This window comes from Aquisalimonas sp. APHAB1-3 (assembly GCF_048323695.1).
GTDB lineage: Bacteria > Pseudomonadota > Gammaproteobacteria > Nitrococcales > Aquisalimonadaceae > Aquisalimonas.
The window spans coordinates 55543-74446 of record NZ_JBLWFT010000010.1; the positions used below are offsets into that span (position 1 = coordinate 55543).

At 65.1% G+C, this 18904-nt stretch carries 16 protein-coding genes and 2 pseudogenes; 10 read left to right on the forward strand and 8 right to left on the reverse strand.

The genetic code is table 11. The features are described from left to right. Positions 1-4: 4 nt before the first annotated feature. Genes ACNSTU_RS13810 through chrA form a run of 3 tightly spaced genes read left to right on the forward strand, consistent with a single transcriptional unit; the run spans position 5 to position 3307 of the window. Positions 5-1186 carry an aspartate aminotransferase family protein gene (locus ACNSTU_RS13810; RefSeq protein WP_290637137.1) on the forward strand — a complete coding sequence of 394 codons (1182 nt, stop codon included), beginning with the start codon at positions 5-7 and terminating at the stop codon, positions 1184-1186. Between the two features lie 4 nt (positions 1187-1190). Beyond that, positions 1191-2099, forward strand: a complete 909-nt coding sequence (argF, locus tag ACNSTU_RS13815; protein WP_290635596.1) for an ornithine carbamoyltransferase — start codon at positions 1191-1193, stop codon at positions 2097-2099. Positions 2100-2101: 2 nt separating this feature from the next. Further along, positions 2102-3307, forward strand: a complete 1206-nt coding sequence (gene chrA, locus ACNSTU_RS13820) for a chromate efflux transporter (protein WP_290637138.1) — start codon at positions 2102-2104, stop codon at positions 3305-3307. A gap of 1 nt (position 3308) precedes the next feature. On the opposite strand, the gene ACNSTU_RS13825 is transcribed toward chrA, so the two are convergent. Next, entirely contained in the window at positions 3309-3971 is a 663-nt protein-coding gene (locus ACNSTU_RS13825) for a CsgG/HfaB family protein (protein WP_290637140.1), read from the reverse strand. Between the two features lie 38 nt (positions 3972-4009). Beyond that, positions 4010-5008, reverse strand: a complete 999-nt coding sequence (locus tag ACNSTU_RS13830) for a hypothetical protein (RefSeq protein ID WP_290637142.1) — start codon at positions 5006-5008, stop codon at positions 4010-4012. Positions 5009-5329: 321 nt separating this feature from the next. On the opposite strand from ACNSTU_RS13830, the gene ACNSTU_RS13835 reads away from it, so the two are divergent. Next, positions 5330-6520: a hypothetical protein gene (locus ACNSTU_RS13835; RefSeq protein ID WP_418212501.1), complete on the forward strand. Its 1191-nt coding sequence runs from the start codon at positions 5330-5332 to the stop codon at positions 6518-6520. A gap of 307 nt (positions 6521-6827) precedes the next feature. Here ACNSTU_RS13835 and ACNSTU_RS13840 read toward each other — a convergent pair. From ACNSTU_RS13840 to ACNSTU_RS13865, 6 genes and pseudogenes are all read right to left on the reverse strand, one after another. Then, positions 6828-7139: pseudogene (locus tag ACNSTU_RS13840) on the reverse strand (NAD(P)H-dependent oxidoreductase); the annotation flags it as partial. A gap of 91 nt (positions 7140-7230) precedes the next feature. Beyond that, positions 7231-8331 carry an ACR3 family arsenite efflux transporter gene (gene arsB, locus ACNSTU_RS13845; RefSeq protein ID WP_418212502.1) on the reverse strand — a complete coding sequence of 367 codons (1101 nt, stop codon included), beginning with the start codon at positions 8329-8331 and terminating at the stop codon, positions 7231-7233. Between the two features lie 73 nt (positions 8332-8404). After that, positions 8405-8719, reverse strand: a pseudogene (locus ACNSTU_RS13850) (arsenate reductase ArsC); the annotation flags it as partial. A gap of 20 nt (positions 8720-8739) precedes the next feature. After that, complete coding sequence (locus ACNSTU_RS13855; protein ID WP_290632537.1) at positions 8740-9075, reverse strand: metalloregulator ArsR/SmtB family transcription factor; 336 nt, start codon at positions 9073-9075, stop codon at positions 8740-8742. 261 nt (positions 9076-9336) lie between these two features. Next, positions 9337-10173: a lysophospholipid acyltransferase family protein gene (locus tag ACNSTU_RS13860; protein WP_418212503.1), complete on the reverse strand. Its 837-nt coding sequence runs from the start codon at positions 10171-10173 to the stop codon at positions 9337-9339. A gap of 84 nt (positions 10174-10257) precedes the next feature. Next, positions 10258-12435, reverse strand: coding sequence for a DUF1631 domain-containing protein (locus tag ACNSTU_RS13865; protein ID WP_290637190.1), 2178 nt, complete (start codon positions 12433-12435; stop codon positions 10258-10260). A gap of 179 nt (positions 12436-12614) precedes the next feature. Between ACNSTU_RS13865 and ACNSTU_RS13870 the strand changes: the two genes are divergently transcribed. The 6 genes from ACNSTU_RS13870 to ACNSTU_RS13895 all read left to right on the forward strand — a co-directional run bounded on the left by ACNSTU_RS13870 (position 12615) and on the right by ACNSTU_RS13895 (position 18903). Beyond that, complete coding sequence (locus ACNSTU_RS13870; protein WP_290632298.1) at positions 12615-13664, forward strand: class I fructose-bisphosphate aldolase; 1050 nt, start codon at positions 12615-12617, stop codon at positions 13662-13664. Between the two features lie 177 nt (positions 13665-13841). After that, positions 13842-16142, forward strand: a complete 2301-nt coding sequence (locus ACNSTU_RS13875) for a putative monovalent cation/H+ antiporter subunit A (RefSeq protein ID WP_290637192.1) — start codon at positions 13842-13844, stop codon at positions 16140-16142. After that, positions 16139-16567 carry a Na+/H+ antiporter subunit B gene (locus tag ACNSTU_RS13880; protein ID WP_290630391.1) on the forward strand — a complete coding sequence of 143 codons (429 nt, stop codon included), beginning with the start codon at positions 16139-16141 and terminating at the stop codon, positions 16565-16567. Before ACNSTU_RS13875 ends, ACNSTU_RS13880 begins: the two co-directional genes overlap by 4 nt. Position 16568: 1 nt before the next feature. Beyond that, positions 16569-16916 carry a Na+/H+ antiporter subunit C gene (locus tag ACNSTU_RS13885; protein WP_091642415.1) on the forward strand — a complete coding sequence of 116 codons (348 nt, stop codon included), beginning with the start codon at positions 16569-16571 and terminating at the stop codon, positions 16914-16916. Continuing rightward, positions 16913-18433 carry a Na+/H+ antiporter subunit D gene (locus ACNSTU_RS13890; protein ID WP_290630396.1) on the forward strand — a complete coding sequence of 507 codons (1521 nt, stop codon included), beginning with the start codon at positions 16913-16915 and terminating at the stop codon, positions 18431-18433. Before ACNSTU_RS13885 ends, ACNSTU_RS13890 begins: the two co-directional genes overlap by 4 nt. Further along, positions 18430-18903: a Na+/H+ antiporter subunit E gene (locus ACNSTU_RS13895; RefSeq protein WP_290630398.1), complete on the forward strand. Its 474-nt coding sequence runs from the start codon at positions 18430-18432 to the stop codon at positions 18901-18903. Before ACNSTU_RS13890 ends, ACNSTU_RS13895 begins: the two co-directional genes overlap by 4 nt. Position 18904: the final 1 nt, after the last annotated feature.

The window sequence follows — 18904 nt, forward strand, 5'->3', positions numbered from 1 at the left end:
TGCCATGAACCATGGACTGATGCAGACCTACGGCCGGCTGCCCGTGCGCTTCCAGCGCGGCAGCGGCGCCTGGCTTTGGGACGACAATGACAACGCCTATCTGGACGCCCTGAGCGGGATCGCCGTGTGCGGCCTGGGCCATGCCCACCCGCGCGTCACAGCTGCCCTGCAGAAGCAGGCGGAGACCCTGCTGCACACCTCCAACCTCTACGGCGTCCCGCTGCAGGAGCAGCTGGCCGAGGCCCTGTGCGCGCGCACGGCCATGAACAGTGTGTTCTTCTGCAATTCCGGCGCCGAAGCCAATGAGGCCGCCATCAAGCTGGCGCGGCTTCACGGGGCGAACCGGCAGATCACCGAACCGAAGATCCTGGTGATGGAGAACGCCTTCCACGGGCGCACCCTCGCCGCCCTCGCGGCCACCGGCAACACCAGGGCCCAGGAGGGATTCGGGCCATTGCCGGCCGGGTTCATCCGCGTCCCCTACAACGACCTCTCGGCAATCGACGCCGCTGCGGCGGCGCATGACGGCATCGTTGCAATCCTGGCGGAGCCCATCCAGGGGGAAGGCGGCGTGCGCGTGCCGGATGCCGGCTACCTCCAGGCCCTGCGCGAGCGGTGCGACGCCCGCGGCTGGCTGCTCATGCTGGATGAAGTGCAGACCGGCGTCGGCCGCACTGGCGCCTGGCTGGCCAGCCAGCACGAGAACGTGATCCCCGATGTGCTCACCCTGGCGAAAGGGCTGGGCAACGGGGTGCCCATCGGCGCGTGTCTGGCCCGCGGCGCGGCAGCCGAGGTGCTTGGCCCGGGCAGCCACGGCTCCACCTTCGGCGGCAATCCACTGGCCGCCAGTGCTGCACTGGCGGTCATCGAGGCGCTGGACGCCGATGGCCTGCTGGCGCGGGCGGAAGCGCTCGGCGAGCGCCTGCAGCGCCGCTTCCGCGATGCACTGGCCAGCGAGCCCGCGGTTATGGACATCCGCGGCCGCGGACTGATGCTCGCCATCGAGCTGGACCGCCCGTGCGGCGATCTGGTCAAGCGGGCCCTGGACGATCACTTACTGATCAACGTCACGGCACAGTCGGTGATCCGGCTGCTGCCGCCCTTGATCATTTCCGATGACGAGGCCGACCGGATCGGCGATCAGGTGATCGCTCTCATCCGCGACTTCGTCAACGACGCGAGGTAACGCCATGACCGCCGGTCATTTTCTCACCCTGCGGGATTTCACCCCGGACGCCCTGCACCAGCTCATCCGCCGCGCGCGGGACCTGAAGGCGCTGCGCGAGCGCGGCGAGCTGCACGAACCGCTGCGCGGCAAGGTGCTCGGCATGGTGTTCGAGAAGTCGTCCACCCGCACCCGAGTCTCCTTCGAGGCGGGCATGAACCAGCTCGGCGGCAGCGCCATCTTCCTCAGCCCCCGGGACAGTCAGCTCGGACGCGGCGAACCGGTGGAGGACACCGCGCGGGTGCTCTCGCGCATGGTCGACGCTGTCATGATCCGGACATTCGCCCACGACACACTGGAGCGGTTTGCGGCCTACTCCGCCGTACCGGTGATCAACGGGCTGTCGGACAGCTTCCACCCGTGTCAGCTGCTGGCGGACATCCAGACCTTCGTGGAGCACCGCGGCAGCATCCAGGGGCGTACGGTGGCGTGGATCGGTGATGGCAACAACATGTGTCACTCCTACATCAACGCAGCCGCACTGTTCGACTTCCAGCTGCGCATCGGCTGCCCGGAAGGCTTCGACCCGGACCCGGACATCGTGGCCACAGCGCCGGAGCGCGTCTCCGTCCACCGTGAACCGGCAGAAGCCGTTGCCGGTGCGGATCTGGTGGTGACCGACGTCTGGGCCAGCATGGGCCAGGAGGAAGAACAGAAACGCCGGGAGCTGGCGTTTGCGCCCTACCGCGTCACTGCGGCACTGATGGCAGCGGCGGCGGACGACGCGCTGTTCATGCACTGCCTGCCCGCCCACCGCGGCGAGGAAGTGGACGCCGACGTCATCGACGGGCCGCAGTCGGTGGTCTGGGATGAGGCGGAGAACCGCCTGCATGCACAGAAGGCACTGCTGGAACAGCTCATGCTGAAGGAGTAACCATGGGCCTGGGACCGGAAGTACGGCGCCGCTCGGCGCTGGAGGTCTTTCTGGTCTTTCTCGGCCTGGGCCTGAGCTCCTTCGGTGGGCCTGTCGCCCATCTCGGCTATTACCGCGAGGCGCTGGTCCAGCGGCGCCAGTGGCTGAGCGACCAGCAGTACGGCCAGATCGTCGCCCTGTGCCAGTTCCTTCCCGGCCCCAGCAGCAGCCAGGTGGGCCAGGCCATCGGCCTGGTTCGCGCCGGCCTTCCCGGGCTCTTCGGGGCCTGGCTCGGTTTCACCCTCCCCTCCGCCATCATCATGATTGGCCTGGCCGTCGCTCTCGGCACCGCAGGGCCAGAGGCGCTGACAGGCGCCGGCTGGCTACACGGCCTGAAACTGGCCGCAGTGGCGGTGGTGGCTCAGGCGGTGATCAACATGGCACGCTCGCTGGCGCCGGACTGGCAGCGGGCGTTGATCGTGGTGGCAGCCACCGCCGTGGCACTGGTCTGGGCCCACCCGCTCGGCCAGGTCTCGGCCCTGATCATTGGCGGGCTGCTGGCATTCGTGCTGCCCATGCAGGCGCAGGCCACGGCCACCGCCGGCGGCCTCGAAATCCCGCTCGGCCGACGGACCGCCAACATCAGCCTGTTGCTGTTCTTCGGCGCCCTGGGCGGCCTGCCGCTGCTGGCCGCACTCTTTCCCGGTGGCCTCACCGGCCTGATCGACGGCGTCTTCCGTGCCGGATCGCTCGTGTTCGGTGGCGGGCATGTGGTACTGCCACTGCTGGAGCGGGAAGTGGCCGCTCCAGCAGGGGTCGACAGCAGCAGCTTCCTGGCAGGCTACGGTGTGGCACAGGCGCTGCCGGGGCCGCTGTTCAGCTTTGCCGGCTACCTGGGGGCCGAGGCGCAGCCGCACATGCCCATCATCGGTGGCATTATCGCGATCATCGCCATCTTCCTGCCTGGCACGCTGCTGCTGGTGGGCGTCCTTCCGTGGTGGGGCCGAATCAGTGGCGTCGCCACGATCCGGCGCGCCGTCGCTGGCGTGAACGCCGGCGTCGTCGGCCTGCTGGCGGCCATACTCTGGGACCCGGTGATCCGTATCGGCATCACCGGGCTGACCGAATTCGCCATTGCCGCCGTCGCCTTCGGCCTGCTCATGGGCACACGGTTTCCGGTCTACCTGCTGGTGCCGGCGTGCGCCGCCGCGGGGTGGCTACTGCTGTAAGCTAGTCCGGATCCGGCATGTTGTCGCTCAGCTCCACCACCAGCTCCGCGGCCTGCTCCTGCTGCTCCGGCGTCATGGCCTCGCCGGCCATATCCCCGGCCACGGCGCCGCTGGCGCCACCGATCACGGCGCCCATGGTGCCGTCGACCTCACGGCCCGCGACGGCCCCACTGGCACCACCCAGCAACTGCCCGAACCGCCTCGACAGCCCTTCGCGGCTGGCGGCGCTGCCGGAGGCCGACCAGACCACGGCGCCGTTGTCCACATCGATCATCTGCGCGGACATGCTCATGCTGTCGCCGTACTGCGGCACGTTCACGACAATGGCCGTATCCACATTGAGGATGCGGCCCAGCTCCGCGGCGCCACTCGTGGTCGTGGCGTCGCTGTGCTGGAAGTCCTGTTCATCCATGACTTCGCGAATCTGTGATCGCTCCACGGGGCTGTAACCCTTGCGGAGCAGTGACTCGTTGAACATCCCCGCCACCTGGTTCTGGGCGGCTTCGCTGCCATCTGCCCCTTCCACTGCCACCACCGCCACCCGTTCGACGCTGGCGAAGTCGTAGTTCTGGTCGTGCTGCCCGCTGACGTCCGTGGTAGCGCAGCCCGCCAGAAACAGAGCGCCCGCCCCGGCCGCCCCCAGTACCGCTATGCCCTTTCGCATGGTGCCTCCGATTGTGCTTGTCGCGTTATTGGTCATCGTTACGGCTGGCCGGATCCGGCTTCCGGCGCTGTCTCGCCGGCGCCTTTCTGCGCATCCCATCCGGTCCATTCTCCGGCCCGCTTCTTCAGCTTACCGAACTCCACCGACACGTTGTCCAGTTTGGCCTCCCATTCCGGGTTCGGCTCCTGGCCCTCGGTAACCCGGAAGAACACCTGCATGAGCGCGACCATGGCGAACGGCTCGATGACCGCAGCCTTGATCCCCCAGGCCAGAACCAGGGCCAGCATCAGCGTCAGCGCACCAGCGGTGCCCGGAAACAGAGCCACCAGACCGGCCGCCGGCCCCAGGGCGATGAGAAAGACCAGAAACGTCAGCCCCCAGATGAAGAACGTGAGGAAAAACGCGTTCTTCAGGAACGCCATGTAATTCTGCGCATAGAGCACCAGCGCTCGCCGGCTGGACTCCCAGGGGTTATCCGACCGGGTGCGGATGTTGTAGGCAAGAATCACCTCATCGAGGAAGGTGAGCGATAACCGCACCACCGTACCCACGAAACGCGCCAGACCCTGCAGTGCTGGAATGGGGACAATGTTGACGGCGCTGAAGAAGACTTTGTTGAATGCCTTGAGAATGCCCTTGATCAACTGATCCAGTCCGAACAGCACCGAGGATTCCACGAACCGATCACGCACGATCGTCTGGGCGTGCTCGATCTGCCCGCGGCCTTCGGGCAGTTCGTTGCCCTCCATGCGCTCCACCAGCACCGCGATGTGCCCGGCCTTGACCAGGTACAGCAGGTACTCCCGGAACCAGTACACCACTGCGCCCATGAGCCCGAAGCCGATGAATCCGCCCCAGACACCCCCGGCCCCGGGGTTGTCCCCGATGTACCCCACCAGGTAACCGGCCCCTGAACCCACGCCCGTGGCGAGGATATAAGCCAGGGTGATCCCGAAATAGATCAGGAACCGAAACACCAGAAAAGGAAAGGTTGCCCGTAACAACCCGACTACGCCGCCCACCTGAAAATCTTTCATGCCCAAGTCTCCGTTCCTGTGCGTTTAACTAGTGTGAAGCCGGCGGCCTTACAAACGCCTTACAAGCCCGCATCGGCATTGAGATCGGTCTCGCGATTGAACAGCGGCTGGGCGTTGATGGCGGATGTGAACGTCCACCCTACGCGGGCTGCATGACCTGGCCCCAACTCGTGGCCCTCCGTCACGTCGGTGTAAGGCGGCTGTAAGGTCCGAGCTGGCACAGTCGACCCTCCGCTCCAGGCATGCCGATCTGTAGCGGCCTCACCGCGCCAGGCAAGCGTCGCGGCACCATAAGAATCAACACCATAGAAGGGGACGATCATGGGCAACAGGAAATTAGGGACGATCTCGGGGGGCCTTCTGTCACCGCTTCTGCTCACCGCCTGTCTCAGTTCCGGATCGGATTCCGGGAGCGGCTCAAGCGGAAGCCCGAGTGAACCGCTGGGCGACTTCCCCAGCGTGGACTTTGCCGGGGAACTTGACCTGGACGGCGACTACGACGGCGAAACCGGGTGGGCCACGATCTCCTCGGACACCACCACAGCCACCTTCACCACAGCAGACAACAACGCGCCGCAGGACGCGCAGATCGCGGTGGATACCGCCTACATGCTGTGGCACGTAGGCCACACGTCGCATTCGCTCTTCCACGGCACAGTGTTCTGGCTCGTGGAATATGGAGCGATAGCAGAACAGGCGGGGGTTTCAATCGATGACATTGACGAGGATGGGGAGCTGGATGACCTACCCTGGGAACAGGGGTTCGGTTTCGGCGATAAGTGCGAAGGCGAAGACGGTCCTGGCGAATGGGAATACGAACTGACCGACGGGTACCAGGCAGGACGTGGTGAGTTCAATGACATCTGCGTGAAGAATTACCCCACCACCGACGGCGGCCCCATCACCGTCTCGGGTGAATTCGAGTGGTCTGAGGCCTCGAGTGGATTCTCCACTATCGCGAATATCCAACCGGATGACATTCCCAGCATGGTCCCGCCGGAGCAGACCGTCACGTTCTCGGACGTCACCGTAAAATGGCGGGGCGAAGAGTTCACGATGAACGGCATGAACCGCGCCAGTGAGGATACGGACCCACCCGCGAACGTCCGCGCCGTCGAGCTGACCCACGAGGGATCCGGCCAGACGTTCAAGCTGCTGAGCGAACTGGCAGGGGACGATTCCGCCCCGCGGCACACTTACCAGTTCTTCCATCCGGACCTGGGTAAATTCTGGGGGCTACCCAATCAGGACCGCATACGTTCGGAAGAAAATCCTTTCGATTGGGTGAACTCCGAAGGTTTATTTGGTGGCGGCTCTGCACCAGATAGCTGCGAAGAAGGCGCCCGGTTCGGCGACCTGTCGATCTCGGCGGACGGAAACCCGTTATCCATGGTCGTGACACTCGCCGAATGTGACAAGTACAACATCCTCGACGGGACGGCCTCGGACGGCGGCGGGATCGGCAGCGGGGACCACGATCTTGAGATCGACGAACTCGTGTCGGACGATTGAACGGCGGTTGGGAGTTGATGGTGGGCTTGAACGTCCACCCGGCGGGTGCTGCGGGCTCTCCGGGAAGAACGGTGGACGTGAACGTCCACCCTACGCCAGCGCCGGACCGGTTGCCGATCCGTAGGGTGGACGTTCACGTCCACCATTATTACCAAGAAGCATCCGCCTAGCCCCCGTAGGGTGGACCTTCAGGTCCACCATCTACAGGCCGCCTACGGACTGGCCACCTGGACCGGGCGATCGTCGGCCAGGCGTTCGCTGTAGCGGTCCACCAGGTAGTCGCTGATGTCGCGGGTGAGAAGCGTGAACTTGACCAGTTCCTCACCTGCCCTTCCGACCACTCGGACAGCTTGCGCAGCTCCACCACCTTGGGATGACCCGCCGGTGCGTCGTCCGGAAGCGGCAGCCCCGACGGATTGAAGAATCGCGTCTCGGCGCCGAACGCCTCGAGAATCCGCGCCGCCTCCTCCGCCATTAGCCGGCTGTAGGAGCGCTCGCGCAGGGAGCCGTAGAGCAGCAGGATGCGCGGCTTGTGCGTGGACGGCCCCGTCACCTGCAGGCGGTCGATGGAGGGACGATCCAGGTAGGCGTCCTGGATATTCGGCATGTCGTTGGGCATTGCAGAGCTCCGGATCCGGATGTGATCGGGTCGTGACTGAAGTCGCTCCTACGTGGCAGCAATGGGCACCGCCTCCCTGGCACCCGGCGGTTCAGCCGGCGCCCGCCCGCTGCTGCGCGGCGGCCGGGAACCGGTGGCGGGTGCGGTTGGCGATTTTCACCAGCACCAGCATCAGCGGCACCTCCACCAGCACGCCGACCACGGTGGCGAGCGCGGCACCGGAATGCACGCCGAACAGGGCGATGGCGGCGGCCACGGCCAGCTCAAAGAAGTTGCTCGCGCCGATCATTGCACCCGGTGCCGCCACGTTGTGGGGCACCCGCCACGCCCTGGCCCAGCCGTAGGCGATGAAGAAGATCAGGAACGTCTGCACGATCAGCGGAACGGCGATCAGCGCGATGTGCAGCGGATTGTTGAGAATCACCTCGCCCTGGAACGAGAACAGCAGCACCAGCGTCAGGATCAGGCCGATGGGGGTCACCGGGGCCAGCCGCTTCATGAACACGTTGCCGAACCACTCGCTGCCCCGGCGCCGAATCAGCGTGACACGGGTGATATAGCCGGCGGTCAGCGGGATGACAATGTAGAGAAACACCGACAGCGCCATGGTCTCCCAGGGCACGATGATGTCGGACAGCCCCAGCAGCAGCATGACGATGGGGGCGAAGGCGAACAGCATGATGACGTCGTTCACCGACACCTGCACGAGGGTGTAGGCCGCGTCGCCGCGGGTGAGATGGCTCCAGACGAACACCATGGCCGTGCACGGCGCAGCGCCCAGCAGAATGGCGCCGGCCAGGTACTCGCGCGCAAGCCCGCCCGGGATCAGGGGCTCGAACAGGATGATCAGGAAGAACCAGGCGATGGCAAACATGGTGAACGGCTTGATCAGCCAGTTCACCGTGGTGGTGATGGCCAACCCCTTGGGCTGCCGGCGCACGCCGAGGATCGACGAGAAGTCGATCTGCACCATCATCGGGAAGATCATGGCCCAGATGAGGATGGCCACGGGGATGGAGACCTGAGCGTACTCGAACTGCGACAGGGCATCCGGGACCGTCGGCGCAAGCTGTCCGAGCGCCACCCCCACCATAATCGCCAGGGCCACCCAGATGGAGAGGTAGCGCTCGAACACCCCCATGCCCTCGCGGATGTCGGGGGCGTCGTCGGTCGTGGTTTCCGATTCGCTCATAGGGTGCTCCGTTGCATGGTTCGGATGGCGGGTCGTGCTGTTCGATGCGCGCTCTGGCCTCTGTAATGGTCGCCCGGGCCGGGTCCTCCAGCGGCCAGTGGAGCTTACGCGTCTGCGGCGGCAGCAGCGGGCAGTGCTCATCCGCGTGACCGCATACCGTAACCACCAGGTCGGCCTCGTCCAGCATGGCGTCGGTGAGCTGCGTGGACGCCTGCGCGGTGATGTCGATGCCCAGCTCATCCATGGCTGCGACGGCCCTCTCGTTCTGCCCGTGCGCCTCAATACCGGCGGACTGAACAACGAGATTCGCGCCTGCCATATTCCTGGCAAAGCCTTCCGCCATCTGAGACTGGCAGGAGCTGCCGGCGCAGAGAAACAGGATGTTCATAAGCGCTCCCTACTCCCGATTCAGTCGCAGCTGATCGCCGGGCGGTTGGGCATGGTGGCCAGGCGCTGGCGCACGTCGTCCAGGGCCTCGGCCCGAAACACCGCTTCCAGCACCTCCCGCGCCCACTCGGGCAGGTCGGGATGCAGGCTGTAATGCACCCATTGCCCGCGGCGCATATCGGTGACGATGCCCAGATCGCGCAGCTGCGCCAGATGGCGCGACACGCGGGGTTGCGACAGGCCAAGGGCGTGCACGAACTCGCACACGCACAGCCGCTCTTCAGTCACCAGCAGCAACAGACAACGCAGCCGGGTTGGATCGGACAGAGCGCGGAAGAACTGTTCGGGATCACGCATATTCGTATATCCATATATATGGATTCACAAAGTACCAGCCTGCCAATGCGATGACAAGGGAGGCGGTTGCCCATCATCGGGGGCGACATCCCCTGCGGCTGATGGCATTACGGGAAGAACGGTGGACGTGAACGTCCACCCTACGGGTGCTGCTGCCAATTCGGGATGGGAACAAACGGCCATGGTGGACCTGAAGGTCCACCCTACGGGTGTCGTGGGACCCGCGCGGACGTCGGGTGGACCTTCAGGTCCACCATCGGACTACTGTGTCTCGGTCGCGGACTCCTGCGCGTTCGCCCGATCCTCCCGGGAGACGCGACCGTTGTCGGCACCGGCGGCGTCCTGCAGCCCCAGCGCGTTGGCCATGGCCGCACGGCTGAGCGCGGAAAGCTCACTGCGCTTGCGCCCTTCCACGTCGATCGCGTTGCAGACATAGACACGGCAGTCGGTGCGTGGCTCACCGGCCAGGCGGACGACGTGCCGGATCAGTGGGTCATTGTTCACGAATGGCGCGGCATCGCTCAACTCGCCTTCCGCGTTCCTATACAACAGAGTGACTGGCTGCACCGGTGCTTCCGCGTCCAGAGCCGCCTGATAGAGCCGCGGCCGGAACGGCAGCAGTTCACCGCCAGGGCTGGTCGTACCCTCCGGGAAGAAGATCACCCGATACCCCTCGTTCAGGCGCTGCGCCATGACAGCATTGGCCTGCCCGGATGCATTACGTGCGCCGCGCTCGATGTAGAGGGTACCCAGAGCCGTGGCAACCGCACCGATTCCCGGCCAGGCGCGTACTTCGGACTTGCTGAGGAACGACACAGGCCATCGTGCACTGATGACGAGAATGTCCAGCCACGAGAGGTGGTTGCTGACAAACAGTGCCGGAGGCTCCACCGCTGGCGCGCCCTGCACGTGGATACGCACACCCAGCAACCGGCAGATGCTCCAGCACCAGAACACCTGCATGCCCCGCGCCAGCCCCTCGTGGAGCGGCCGGCGACGCAGGCGATCCCACCCCGTGGCGGCGAGGATCACCACGACGCCGAGACTGACATGGACGAACAACAGCGGGATACGAACGAGTCGACGTAAGGTGCGCATGGCCTTTCCCTGAGAGAAACGCACCCTATTCTACGGAAAGAGCGCCGGGAGGCCAGTCCGGTGCTCCGGTGGATCGACGCGGGATCAGCGGGCGTCCCGCATGGCCCGCAGATTGGACACTACGTTCTCCAGGGCCTTGTCGAAGAGCATGTTGTCATCGAGCATCAGCACCGTCTCCCGGCGCAGCGCATCCGCCAGTTCGTCACGGCGGCGGTCGGCGAGCTTGAAGCCGGCGCGGTTGACAAAAATGAGCCGCTCGCCGCCACTCAGCCGCGCCGAGAGCTTGGCGCGCAGATGTTTGCCGCTGTCCTGGCGGAACTCGAACCATGTGCCGACGGCGACCTGATCAAGCCGCTCGCGATATGGTGCCAGCTCGTCGCTGTCTTCGGGCCCGGTCACTTCGTGCCCGGCTTCGTCCGCCGGCTTGAAAGCCTGGGGCGCAGGATCAGGCGGTGCCTGATCCCGGCCACGGGAGAGCGTCTGGATGTGTTCATGCTCCAGCGCCTTGAACAGCTTGGTCATTTCAATGGGGTTGAACATGACCGCGTTCAGCTCCGAGCGCAGGTCATGCAGCAACGGCGGAATCTCGGTGACGAGCTGCTTGCGCGAGGCGTGGTCGGGCTTCGGGTCCAGACTCCAGAGCAGCCGGTCTACAACACCCAGCTTGTGGCGCCAGCCGTCACTATCCGCGCCCTCGCGCAGAAGGGAGATGAACAGCACCTGCGACCACCCCTCGTAGAGCAGCCGGTGCGCGCAGTCCGGAAGCTGCCGGTGGCCGACCCGCTCGCGCAGGGCGGCATCCACGTGCTCCTTGGCGGTATCGACACGCGCCTTGCCCTCGGCCGCCTGACGGGTGCGTTCCTCGATCTGCCGGGCCCTGGCGCGATCGTCCTCCAGGTACTGGCGAAACTCGTGGAGCGCATTGTCGAACACCGACACGTCGTCGATGAACTCCTCCAGCAGTCGAGTGACGATACCCTCGATGGCCTGGTAGAGCGGATCGCCGCCGGGACGGCCGCTGTCTGTCCAGCCCACGCCGGCCCGTGCCATTTCATTGATCAGGCGCCGCGCGGGATGGTCACGACGGGTAAAGAACGCGCGATCCAGCAACGCCACCTTGAGCACGGGAATCTGCAGCCGCGCCAGCAGCGCCTTGATGCTGTCGGGCAGGTTGGGGTCGTCCAGTACGGCGTCGAACAGCAGACTGACGATATCGATGGTGTCGTCCTCGGCCTGACCGAGGTCGGCATTGCCGCCGCCGCTGCTGGTGAGCTGCTGGCGCACCTGCTGCTTGAGCACGCCGGGCCGCAGGGGGACGACGGTCTCGCCCTGGACTCCCTCTCCCGCCGGCGCCTCGGTCTGCAGCCCGGACAGCGCCTGCAGCACGTCGGCGACGTTCGCCGTCGTGCCCGGCGCGGCATAGCCGGTGCCGGACCACTCGCCGGTGTCGCGACCCGCGGCCAGCAGGTTCTGCAACACGGCAAAGGCTTCTTCCGCGTCGCGGTCCGGCAGACCCCCGGAGCGTGACGTGGTGCCACCCTGTGTCCGCGGCGCCGGGGCATGACCCTGCTCTGCAGGTCGCGCCCCCCCGGGCCGGATCTGCGCGCGCACGCCCGCATCGATGAAGAGCTGGTTGAGCTCCTGATAGAGCCCACCGAGATGACCAATGACGTAGCGGTCGAAGAGCTTGTAGACGATCAGGCGCGGCTGGATATCCATGCGCAACGCCGCAGCCGCCTGCTCGAGCGTGGCGCAGATGCGTGCGGGATCCACCGGGTTGGTTTCCGCCGTGGCCCAGTCCCGGCCGGCATCCGCATCGAGACGCGCACAAAGATGCGCCAGCGCCTCACTGGAGCGCGTTCTGGCCTTGGAGATCATGCCGTCGATGGCGAGGCGCTCCTCCAGATCCTGGTCATCCACCAGACTGAGCACCTCTGGCTCGCCGGTGTCGTCAGCAGCGCCGTGGCGCCCCGGCATGGGGGCGCCGGTGTGGGCGTCGTCAATCCCCTTGCGGAAGCGCGCTTCGAACTCCTGCCGACCGCGGCGAACCTCGCGCATGGCCTCGAAGAACAGCTGCTGCTCCTGGTTGCTGCCCGCCTTCTCCGCACGCTCGAACAGGGCATCATCGGTATGATCGAGCATATGCCGCAGCAGTGCCGCCAGGCGCTCATCCGCCAGCGCGCGGAATCGGGCGTAAAGGGCGGTCTCGCGGCCGCGCGCGGCGGACTGACCGAGGTTCACAACCTTGCGATCGGATGACATGGTGATTCCCGTGGCGTTGACGCCGGATGGCACAGCCTGTTGAACGTGTACTATTTATAGGTGATGCGCAGCAACACCACTGTGAATCGCATCACAGCCACCACATCCGGTTACTGACGCGGCCCAAAACCCCTATAATCGGCGCCCTGACTTGACGTGAAACAGGGGAGACATCAGGAATGACGGACATTCAGGCCCTGCTGGGCGACGAGGCCGAAGCGCTGCTGAACCACCGCTGCGAAGGCATCCCGCGGGAGAGCCTGCATCTCCCCGGCTCCGATTACGTGGAACGGGTGGTCATGGACAAGGACCGCAAGCCCGGTGTGCTACGCAGCCTGCAGACACTGTTCGATAACGGTCGGCTGGGTGGCACAGGCTATCTTTCCATTCTACCCGTTGACCAGGGCATCGAACACTCCGCTGGTGCGTCGTTCGGCCCGAACCCCGCCTGCTTCGACCCGGAGAACATCGTCCGTCTGGCCATGGAGGGCGAGTGCAACGCGGTGGCCTCTACCCTGGGGGTGCTGAGCTCCGTGGCCCGGCGCTACGCGCACCGGATCCCGTTCATCGTCAAGATCAACCACAACGAGCTGCTGACCTACCCGGAAGTCTACGACCAGACGCTGTTCGCCAGTGTCGATCAGGCTTTCGACATGGGTGCAGTGGCTGTGGGCGCCACCATCTATTTCGGCTCGGAGGAATCGCGCCGGCAGATCCAGGAGATCAGTGAGGCGTTTGCACACGCCCACGAACTGGGCATGGCGACGGTGCTGTGGGCGTACCTCCGCAACCCGGAGTTCAAGAAGGACGGCACCGACTATCATGTCTCTGCCGACCTTACCGGTCAGGCCAACCACCTGGCGGCGACCATCAACGCGGACATCGTCAAACAGAAGATGGCCGAGAACAACGGCGGCTACCCGGCCGTGGGCCACGGCAAGACCCACAAGTCCGTGTACGAGCAACTGACCACCGACAACCCCATCGACCTGGTCCGTTACCAGGTGGCGACCTGCTACATGGGGCGGGCCGGTCTGATCAACTCCGGCGGCGGCTCCGGCGCGACTGACATGGCCGACGCCGTGCGCACCGCCGTCATCAACAAACGCGCCGGGGGCATGGGCCTGATATCCGGGCGTAAGGCGTTCCAGAAGCCGCGTAATGAGGGGGTTCAGCTGCTTCACGCCATCCAGGACGTCTACCTGGACTCCTCGATCACGATCGCCTGAGGGCGGTTGCCTCCCGGGGGCGGCTCCGATAAGGTCTCGGGCTGCTTCCATGTACGCGCGCGCCCCGCCATCCGGCGGGGTGGCATTCGGATCGCGCCGTGGCAATGCGCCACGGCGCGCTGTTGATACGGCCGCCGGTCTCGGCCGTGCCGGCTCAATACGGGGTGTCCACCAGCAATGCTTCTAGCCGTACTCTCGGGTTTCATTGTGTGCCTTCTGGCGCCCTGGCTGACACGCTCGCTGGGTGACCGCGCCAACTGGGTGCTGGCACTGGCGCCGGCCGCGCTGTTCGTCTACTTCCTCGGGTGGGTTCCCGAAATCGCCCAGGGCGAGGCGATCACCATCCACTATCCGTGGATTCCCGGCCTCGAGATCAACATGAGCTTTCTGGTGGACGGCCTCAGCCTGCTGTTCGCCCTGCTCATCTCCGGCATCGGCACGTTCATCATCATCTATGCCGGCGGCTACTTGCATGGCGACGAGCGGCTGCCGCGGTTCTACGCGATCATGTTCGCGTTCATGGGCTCCATGCTCGGGCTCGTGCTGTCGGACAACATCATCACGATGTTCGTCTTCTGGGAGCTCACCAGCATCACGTCCTACCTGTTGATCGGCTTCAACCACGAAGACCGGAACGTGCGCTGGCTGGCGCTGCAGGGTCTGATTGTCACCGTCGGCGGCGGCCTGGCGCTGATGGCCGGCCTGCTGATGCTGGCGGTGGCCGCGGGCGGCGAGTTCACGCTGTCGGGAATTCTCGCGGCGGACGGCATCCATGAGTACCCGTTCTTCATTGGCATGCTGCTGGCGATCCTGTTCGGGACGTTCACCAAGTCGGCACAGGTGCCATTCCATTTCTGGTTGCCCAACGCCATGGCCGCGCCGACGCCGGTGTCGGCGTTCCTGCACTCCGCCACCATGGTGAAAGCCGGCGTCTATCTCATGGCCCGGCTGAATCCGGCCCTGGGCGAGAGTGAGCTGTGGTTCTACATGCTGGGCATCTTCGGCGCCCTGACCATGCTGACCGGCTCGATCATGGCGCTGCGCAGCACCGGCGTGAAGGCGATTCTCGCCTATACCACCATCATGGCGCTGGGCACGCTGACCATGCTGATCGGCATCGGCACGGAAGGCGCCATCATCGCGGCCATGACTTTCCTGCTCGCCCATGCGCTCTACAAGGCGGCACTGTTCATGCTCGCCGGCGCCCTGGACCACGAGACTGGCACCAAGGACGTGACGAAGATGGGCGGGCTGCGCAAGCTGATGCCCATCACCTTCATTGCCGCGTGTGTGGCCGCCCTCTCCCTGGCCGGTCTGCCGCCGCTGTTCGGCTTCATCGCCAAGGAGCTGATGTTCGAGGCGGTGCTGGAGGCGGACGCACTAACCACCTTCCTGGCGATTCTGGCGGTGCTCTCCGCCATCATGATTGTCACCATGGCCGCGGTGTTCGCCCTGCGCCCCTTCCTGGGCGAGCGCAAGGAGACGCCCAAGACGCCCCACGAGGCGCCCCTGTCCATGCTGATTGGCCCGGTGATCCTGGCGACACTGAGCCTGATCTTCGGGCTGGCCGGTTTCATTCCGGCAGCAGCGCTGGTGCAGTCAGCGGTAGGCGCGGTCTACGGTGAGCCCATCGCGGTGGAGCTGTACCTGTGGCACGGGTTCAATCTGCCCCTGATGATGAGCATCGCTGCGGTCGCCCTCGGTCTGGTGCTGTTCTGGAAGTGGGATGCGGCGCTGGCGCTGTTCAAGCGTCTGACCTTCATCGACCGCTTCGGTGCCGAGCGTGGCTACGAGCGCTTCATGGACGCCATTGTGGCGGTGGCCGAGTGGCAGACGCGTTTGCTGCAGAACGGCTCCATGAGCAACTACCTCATCACCATCGTGCTCACCATTGTCGGCCTCACCGGCTGGACGCTGCTGGTGCATACCGACACGCCGATCCCGCTTGGCGTGATGGACTTCAACGTGTACGAGGCGGTCATCGCCGCCCTGGTCGTGGCCGGGGCGCTGTTCGCCTCGGTGACCTCGTCCCGGCTCGGCGCCGTGGCGACCCTGGGGATCGTCGGTTTCGGCATCGCCCTGATCTACGTGCTGTTCAGTGCGCCGGATCTCGGCACCACCCAGATCATGGTGGAGACGCTGACCGTGATTCTGCTGGTGCTGGTGCTATTCCGCCTGCCCGGGTTCCTCAACTACTCCGCGCCGGCCACGCGCATCCGCGACGCCGTGGTCGCCCTCTCCCTGGGCGGGTTGATGACCCTGCTGATCCTGGCGGTGAACGACGTCACCGTGACGGACCCCATTTCGGACACGCTGGTGGAATGGAGTGAACCCGAGGGCCACGGCCGCAACATCGTCAACGTGATCCTGGTGGACTTCCGGGCGCTGGACACCCTGGGCGAGATCTTCGTCATCGGCCTCGCCGCCATCGGCGTCTACGCAATGATCCGGTTCCGCGCGGAGGACAAGGCCAAATGAACGCAATGGACTCCCTTATACTGCGCACGGCCACGCGGTTTCTTCTGCCGCTGCTGCTGATCTTCTCGCTGTTCGTGCTGCTGCGGGGCCACGACGAGCCGGGTGGCGGATTCATCGCCGGGCTGATCGCGGCCGTGGCGTTCTCGCTTTACCTGTTTGCCTTCGATGCCAGTGGCACGCGCAAGCTCATGTGGATGGACCCCCGCCCGATGCTGGGCTGGGGCCTGTTCATCGCGACCCTGAGCGGCCTGCCGGCCCTGTTCCAGGGCAAGGCGTTCTTTGCGGCGCTGTGGTGGCCGGTCCATGTGCCCGGCATCGGGTCCGTGACCCTGTCCACGCCGCTGGTCTTCGACATTGGCGTGTACATGGTCGTCATCGGATCGGTCATGGCCATCGTCCTGGCCCTGGCCGAAGCGGAGGAATGACATGGAACCACTGATGGCTTTCGTAGTGGGAGGCATGTTCGCGGCATCCATCTACATGATGCTGCGCCGGTCGCTGGTGAAGCTGGTGATCGGCCTGATTCTCCTGAGCAACGCTGCCAACCTGCTGATCTTCACGGTCTCCGGGATGCATCGCGGGCTGCCGCCGCTGATCGCCGAAGGCGCGCTGCTGCCCGAAGGTGGCTGGGCGGACCCCCTGCCCCAGGCCCTGATCCTGACCGCAATCGTGATCGGCTTCGGCGTGCTCGCATTTGCGGTGGTGCTCATCCACCGGGCGTACGAAGTCGTGAAAGAGGATGACCTGGACAAGATGCGGAGTACCGATACGTGAACCCAGAAGTCGCTCTTCCGGTCGTAATCCCGTTCCTGTTCGGGTCGCTGTCGATCGTCCTGTACAAGTCCAACGCGGCGCAGCGCTGGCTTGGTGTGATCGGCACGGGTGCGCTGTTGATCGCGAGCATCATCCTGCTCCACAACACCTACACCCACCCGGACGGCGTGCTGACCATTGCCCTGGGCGAATGGGAGGCGCCGTTCGGCATCGTGCTCGTCTCCGATCTGCTCGGGGCGGTCATGGTGGTGATGGCTGCGCTCATGGGCTTTGCCGTGGCGATCTACTCGCTGGCAACCATGGGCAGCGAGCACGAAAAGTTCGGCTACTACCCGCTGCTGCACCTGCTGCTCTCGGGCGTCTGCGGGGCCTTTCTCACCGGCGACATCTTCAACCTGTATGTGTGGGTGGAAGTGCTGCTGGTGGCGTCGTTCGCACTGCTGATCCTCGGCGGCGAGCGGGCGCAGATGGAGGGGGCGATCAAGTACGTCACCCTGAACCTGCTGTCGTCCATCATGCTGCTCACCGCCGTGGGTCTGACCTACGGCATGACCGGCACGCTGAACATGGCCGACCTGGTGGGCCGCTTCGCCGAGATCGAGAACCAGGGGCTGGTGACCGTGGTCGCCATGCTGTACCTGGTGGCATTCAGCATCAAGGCGGCGGCGTTCCCGCTGTTCTTTTGGCTGCCGGCCTCTTACCACACTCCGCCGGTGGCTATCTCGGCGCTGTTCGCCGGGCTGCTCACCAAGGTGGGTGTCTACGCCCTTTACCGGTTCTTTTCGCTGCTGTTCACCCAGGATACGGGCTATACCCACGAGATCCTGCTGTGGATTGGCGGCTTCACCATGGTGACCGGTGTGCTGGGCGCGGCACGCTACTACGAAATCCGCCGCATCCTGTCGTTCCACATCGTGAGCCAGATCGGCTACATGTTCATGGGCCTGGCGCTGTTCACCCCCCTGGCGCTAGCGGGCGGCATCTATTTCATTGTTCATAACATCGTCGCCAAGAGTAATCTGTTCCTGATCGGTGGCGTGATCTACTTCCTGCGAGGCAGCCACGAGCTGAAGGAAGTGGGCGGCCTTTGGCGCGAGCGCCCCTGGCTCGGGATCATGTTCCTGGCCTCGGCACTGTCCCTGGCGGGTATTCCGCCGCTGTCCGGCTTCATCGGCAAGTATATGCTGATCCGCGCCGGTGTGGAGGCCGAGAGCTGGGGCATCGTCGCCGTGGCGCTGGGTGTTGGCATGCTTACCCTCTACTCCATGGTCAAGATCTGGGCCGAGGCGTTCTGGAAGGAGCAGCCCGAAGCGCACGCCGAGCGCGCCGCGCAGTTCGAGCGGACCATCTCGGAGCGGTCGCTGGCGATCATGTACCTGCCCGTTGCCCTGCTGGCCATTCTGGCGGTGCTCCTTGGCGTGGGCATGCAACCGGTGTATGAGGTCCTGATGGCGGCGGCGGAGCAGATGCGCGACCCGCAGATCTACGTGGATGCGGTGCTGGGGGGTGATGAATGAAGCTCTTTATCTGGAACATCCTGCTCGGCTTCGTGTGGGTCACCCTGACCGGCAATTTCACCGGCAGCGGGTTTCTGGCCGGGTTCATCTTCGGTTACTTCGTCCTGGTGTTCGTCTGCCGCGTCAGCGGCTCCACTGCGGGCTACACCCGCAAGATTCCGCAGGGGATCGGGTTTACCCTGTTCTATATCTGGGAACTGATCATGTCGAACATGCGGGTCGCCTACGAAGTGCTGACCCCGAGCCACGGCATGCGGCCCGGCGTGATCGGGCTGCCACTGGACGCGCGCAGCGATGCGGCCATCACCATCCTGGCGAATCTCATTTCCATGACGCCAGGGACGCTCAGCATCGATGTCTCCAGCGACAACCGCATGCTGTTCATCCACGCAATGCACATTGATGACGAGGACGCACTCCGGGCCGACCTGAAGGACCTGGAACGTCGCGTTATCGAACTGCTCAGCTGAG

Bases quoted from the DNA above. Each gene is read 5' to 3' on its own strand.
- ACNSTU_RS13880 (WP_290630391.1), top strand. From the start codon at position 16,139: ATGAACGCAATGGACTCCCTTATACTGCGCACGGCCACGCGGTTTCTT.
- ACNSTU_RS13865 (WP_290637190.1), bottom strand. From the start codon at position 12,435: ATGTCATCCGATCGCAAGGTTGTGAACCTCGGTCAGTCCGCCGCGCGC.
- ACNSTU_RS13855 (WP_290632537.1), bottom strand. From the start codon at position 9,075: ATGCGTGATCCCGAACAGTTCTTCCGCGCTCTGTCCGATCCAACCCGG.
- ACNSTU_RS13830 (WP_290637142.1), bottom strand. From the start codon at position 5,008: ATGAAAGATTTTCAGGTGGGCGGCGTAGTCGGGTTGTTACGGGCAACC.
- ACNSTU_RS13895 (WP_290630398.1), top strand. From the start codon at position 18,430: ATGAAGCTCTTTATCTGGAACATCCTGCTCGGCTTCGTGTGGGTCACC.
- ACNSTU_RS13870 (WP_290632298.1), top strand. From the start codon at position 12,615: ATGACGGACATTCAGGCCCTGCTGGGCGACGAGGCCGAAGCGCTGCTG.
- ACNSTU_RS13810 (WP_290637137.1), top strand. From the start codon at position 5: ATGAACCATGGACTGATGCAGACCTACGGCCGGCTGCCCGTGCGCTTC.
- ACNSTU_RS13875 (WP_290637192.1), top strand. From the start codon at position 13,842: ATGCTTCTAGCCGTACTCTCGGGTTTCATTGTGTGCCTTCTGGCGCCC.
- ACNSTU_RS13885 (WP_091642415.1), top strand. From the start codon at position 16,569: ATGGAACCACTGATGGCTTTCGTAGTGGGAGGCATGTTCGCGGCATCC.
- ACNSTU_RS13860 (WP_418212503.1), bottom strand. From the start codon at position 10,173: ATGCGCACCTTACGTCGACTCGTTCGTATCCCGCTGTTGTTCGTCCAT.
- arsB (WP_418212502.1), bottom strand. From the start codon at position 8,331: ATGAGCGAATCGGAAACCACGACCGACGACGCCCCCGACATCCGCGAG.
- argF (WP_290635596.1), top strand. From the start codon at position 1,191: ATGACCGCCGGTCATTTTCTCACCCTGCGGGATTTCACCCCGGACGCC.
- ACNSTU_RS13825 (WP_290637140.1), bottom strand. From the start codon at position 3,971: ATGCGAAAGGGCATAGCGGTACTGGGGGCGGCCGGGGCGGGCGCTCTG.
- ACNSTU_RS13835 (WP_418212501.1), top strand. From the start codon at position 5,330: ATGGGCAACAGGAAATTAGGGACGATCTCGGGGGGCCTTCTGTCACCG.
- chrA (WP_290637138.1), top strand. From the start codon at position 2,102: ATGGGCCTGGGACCGGAAGTACGGCGCCGCTCGGCGCTGGAGGTCTTT.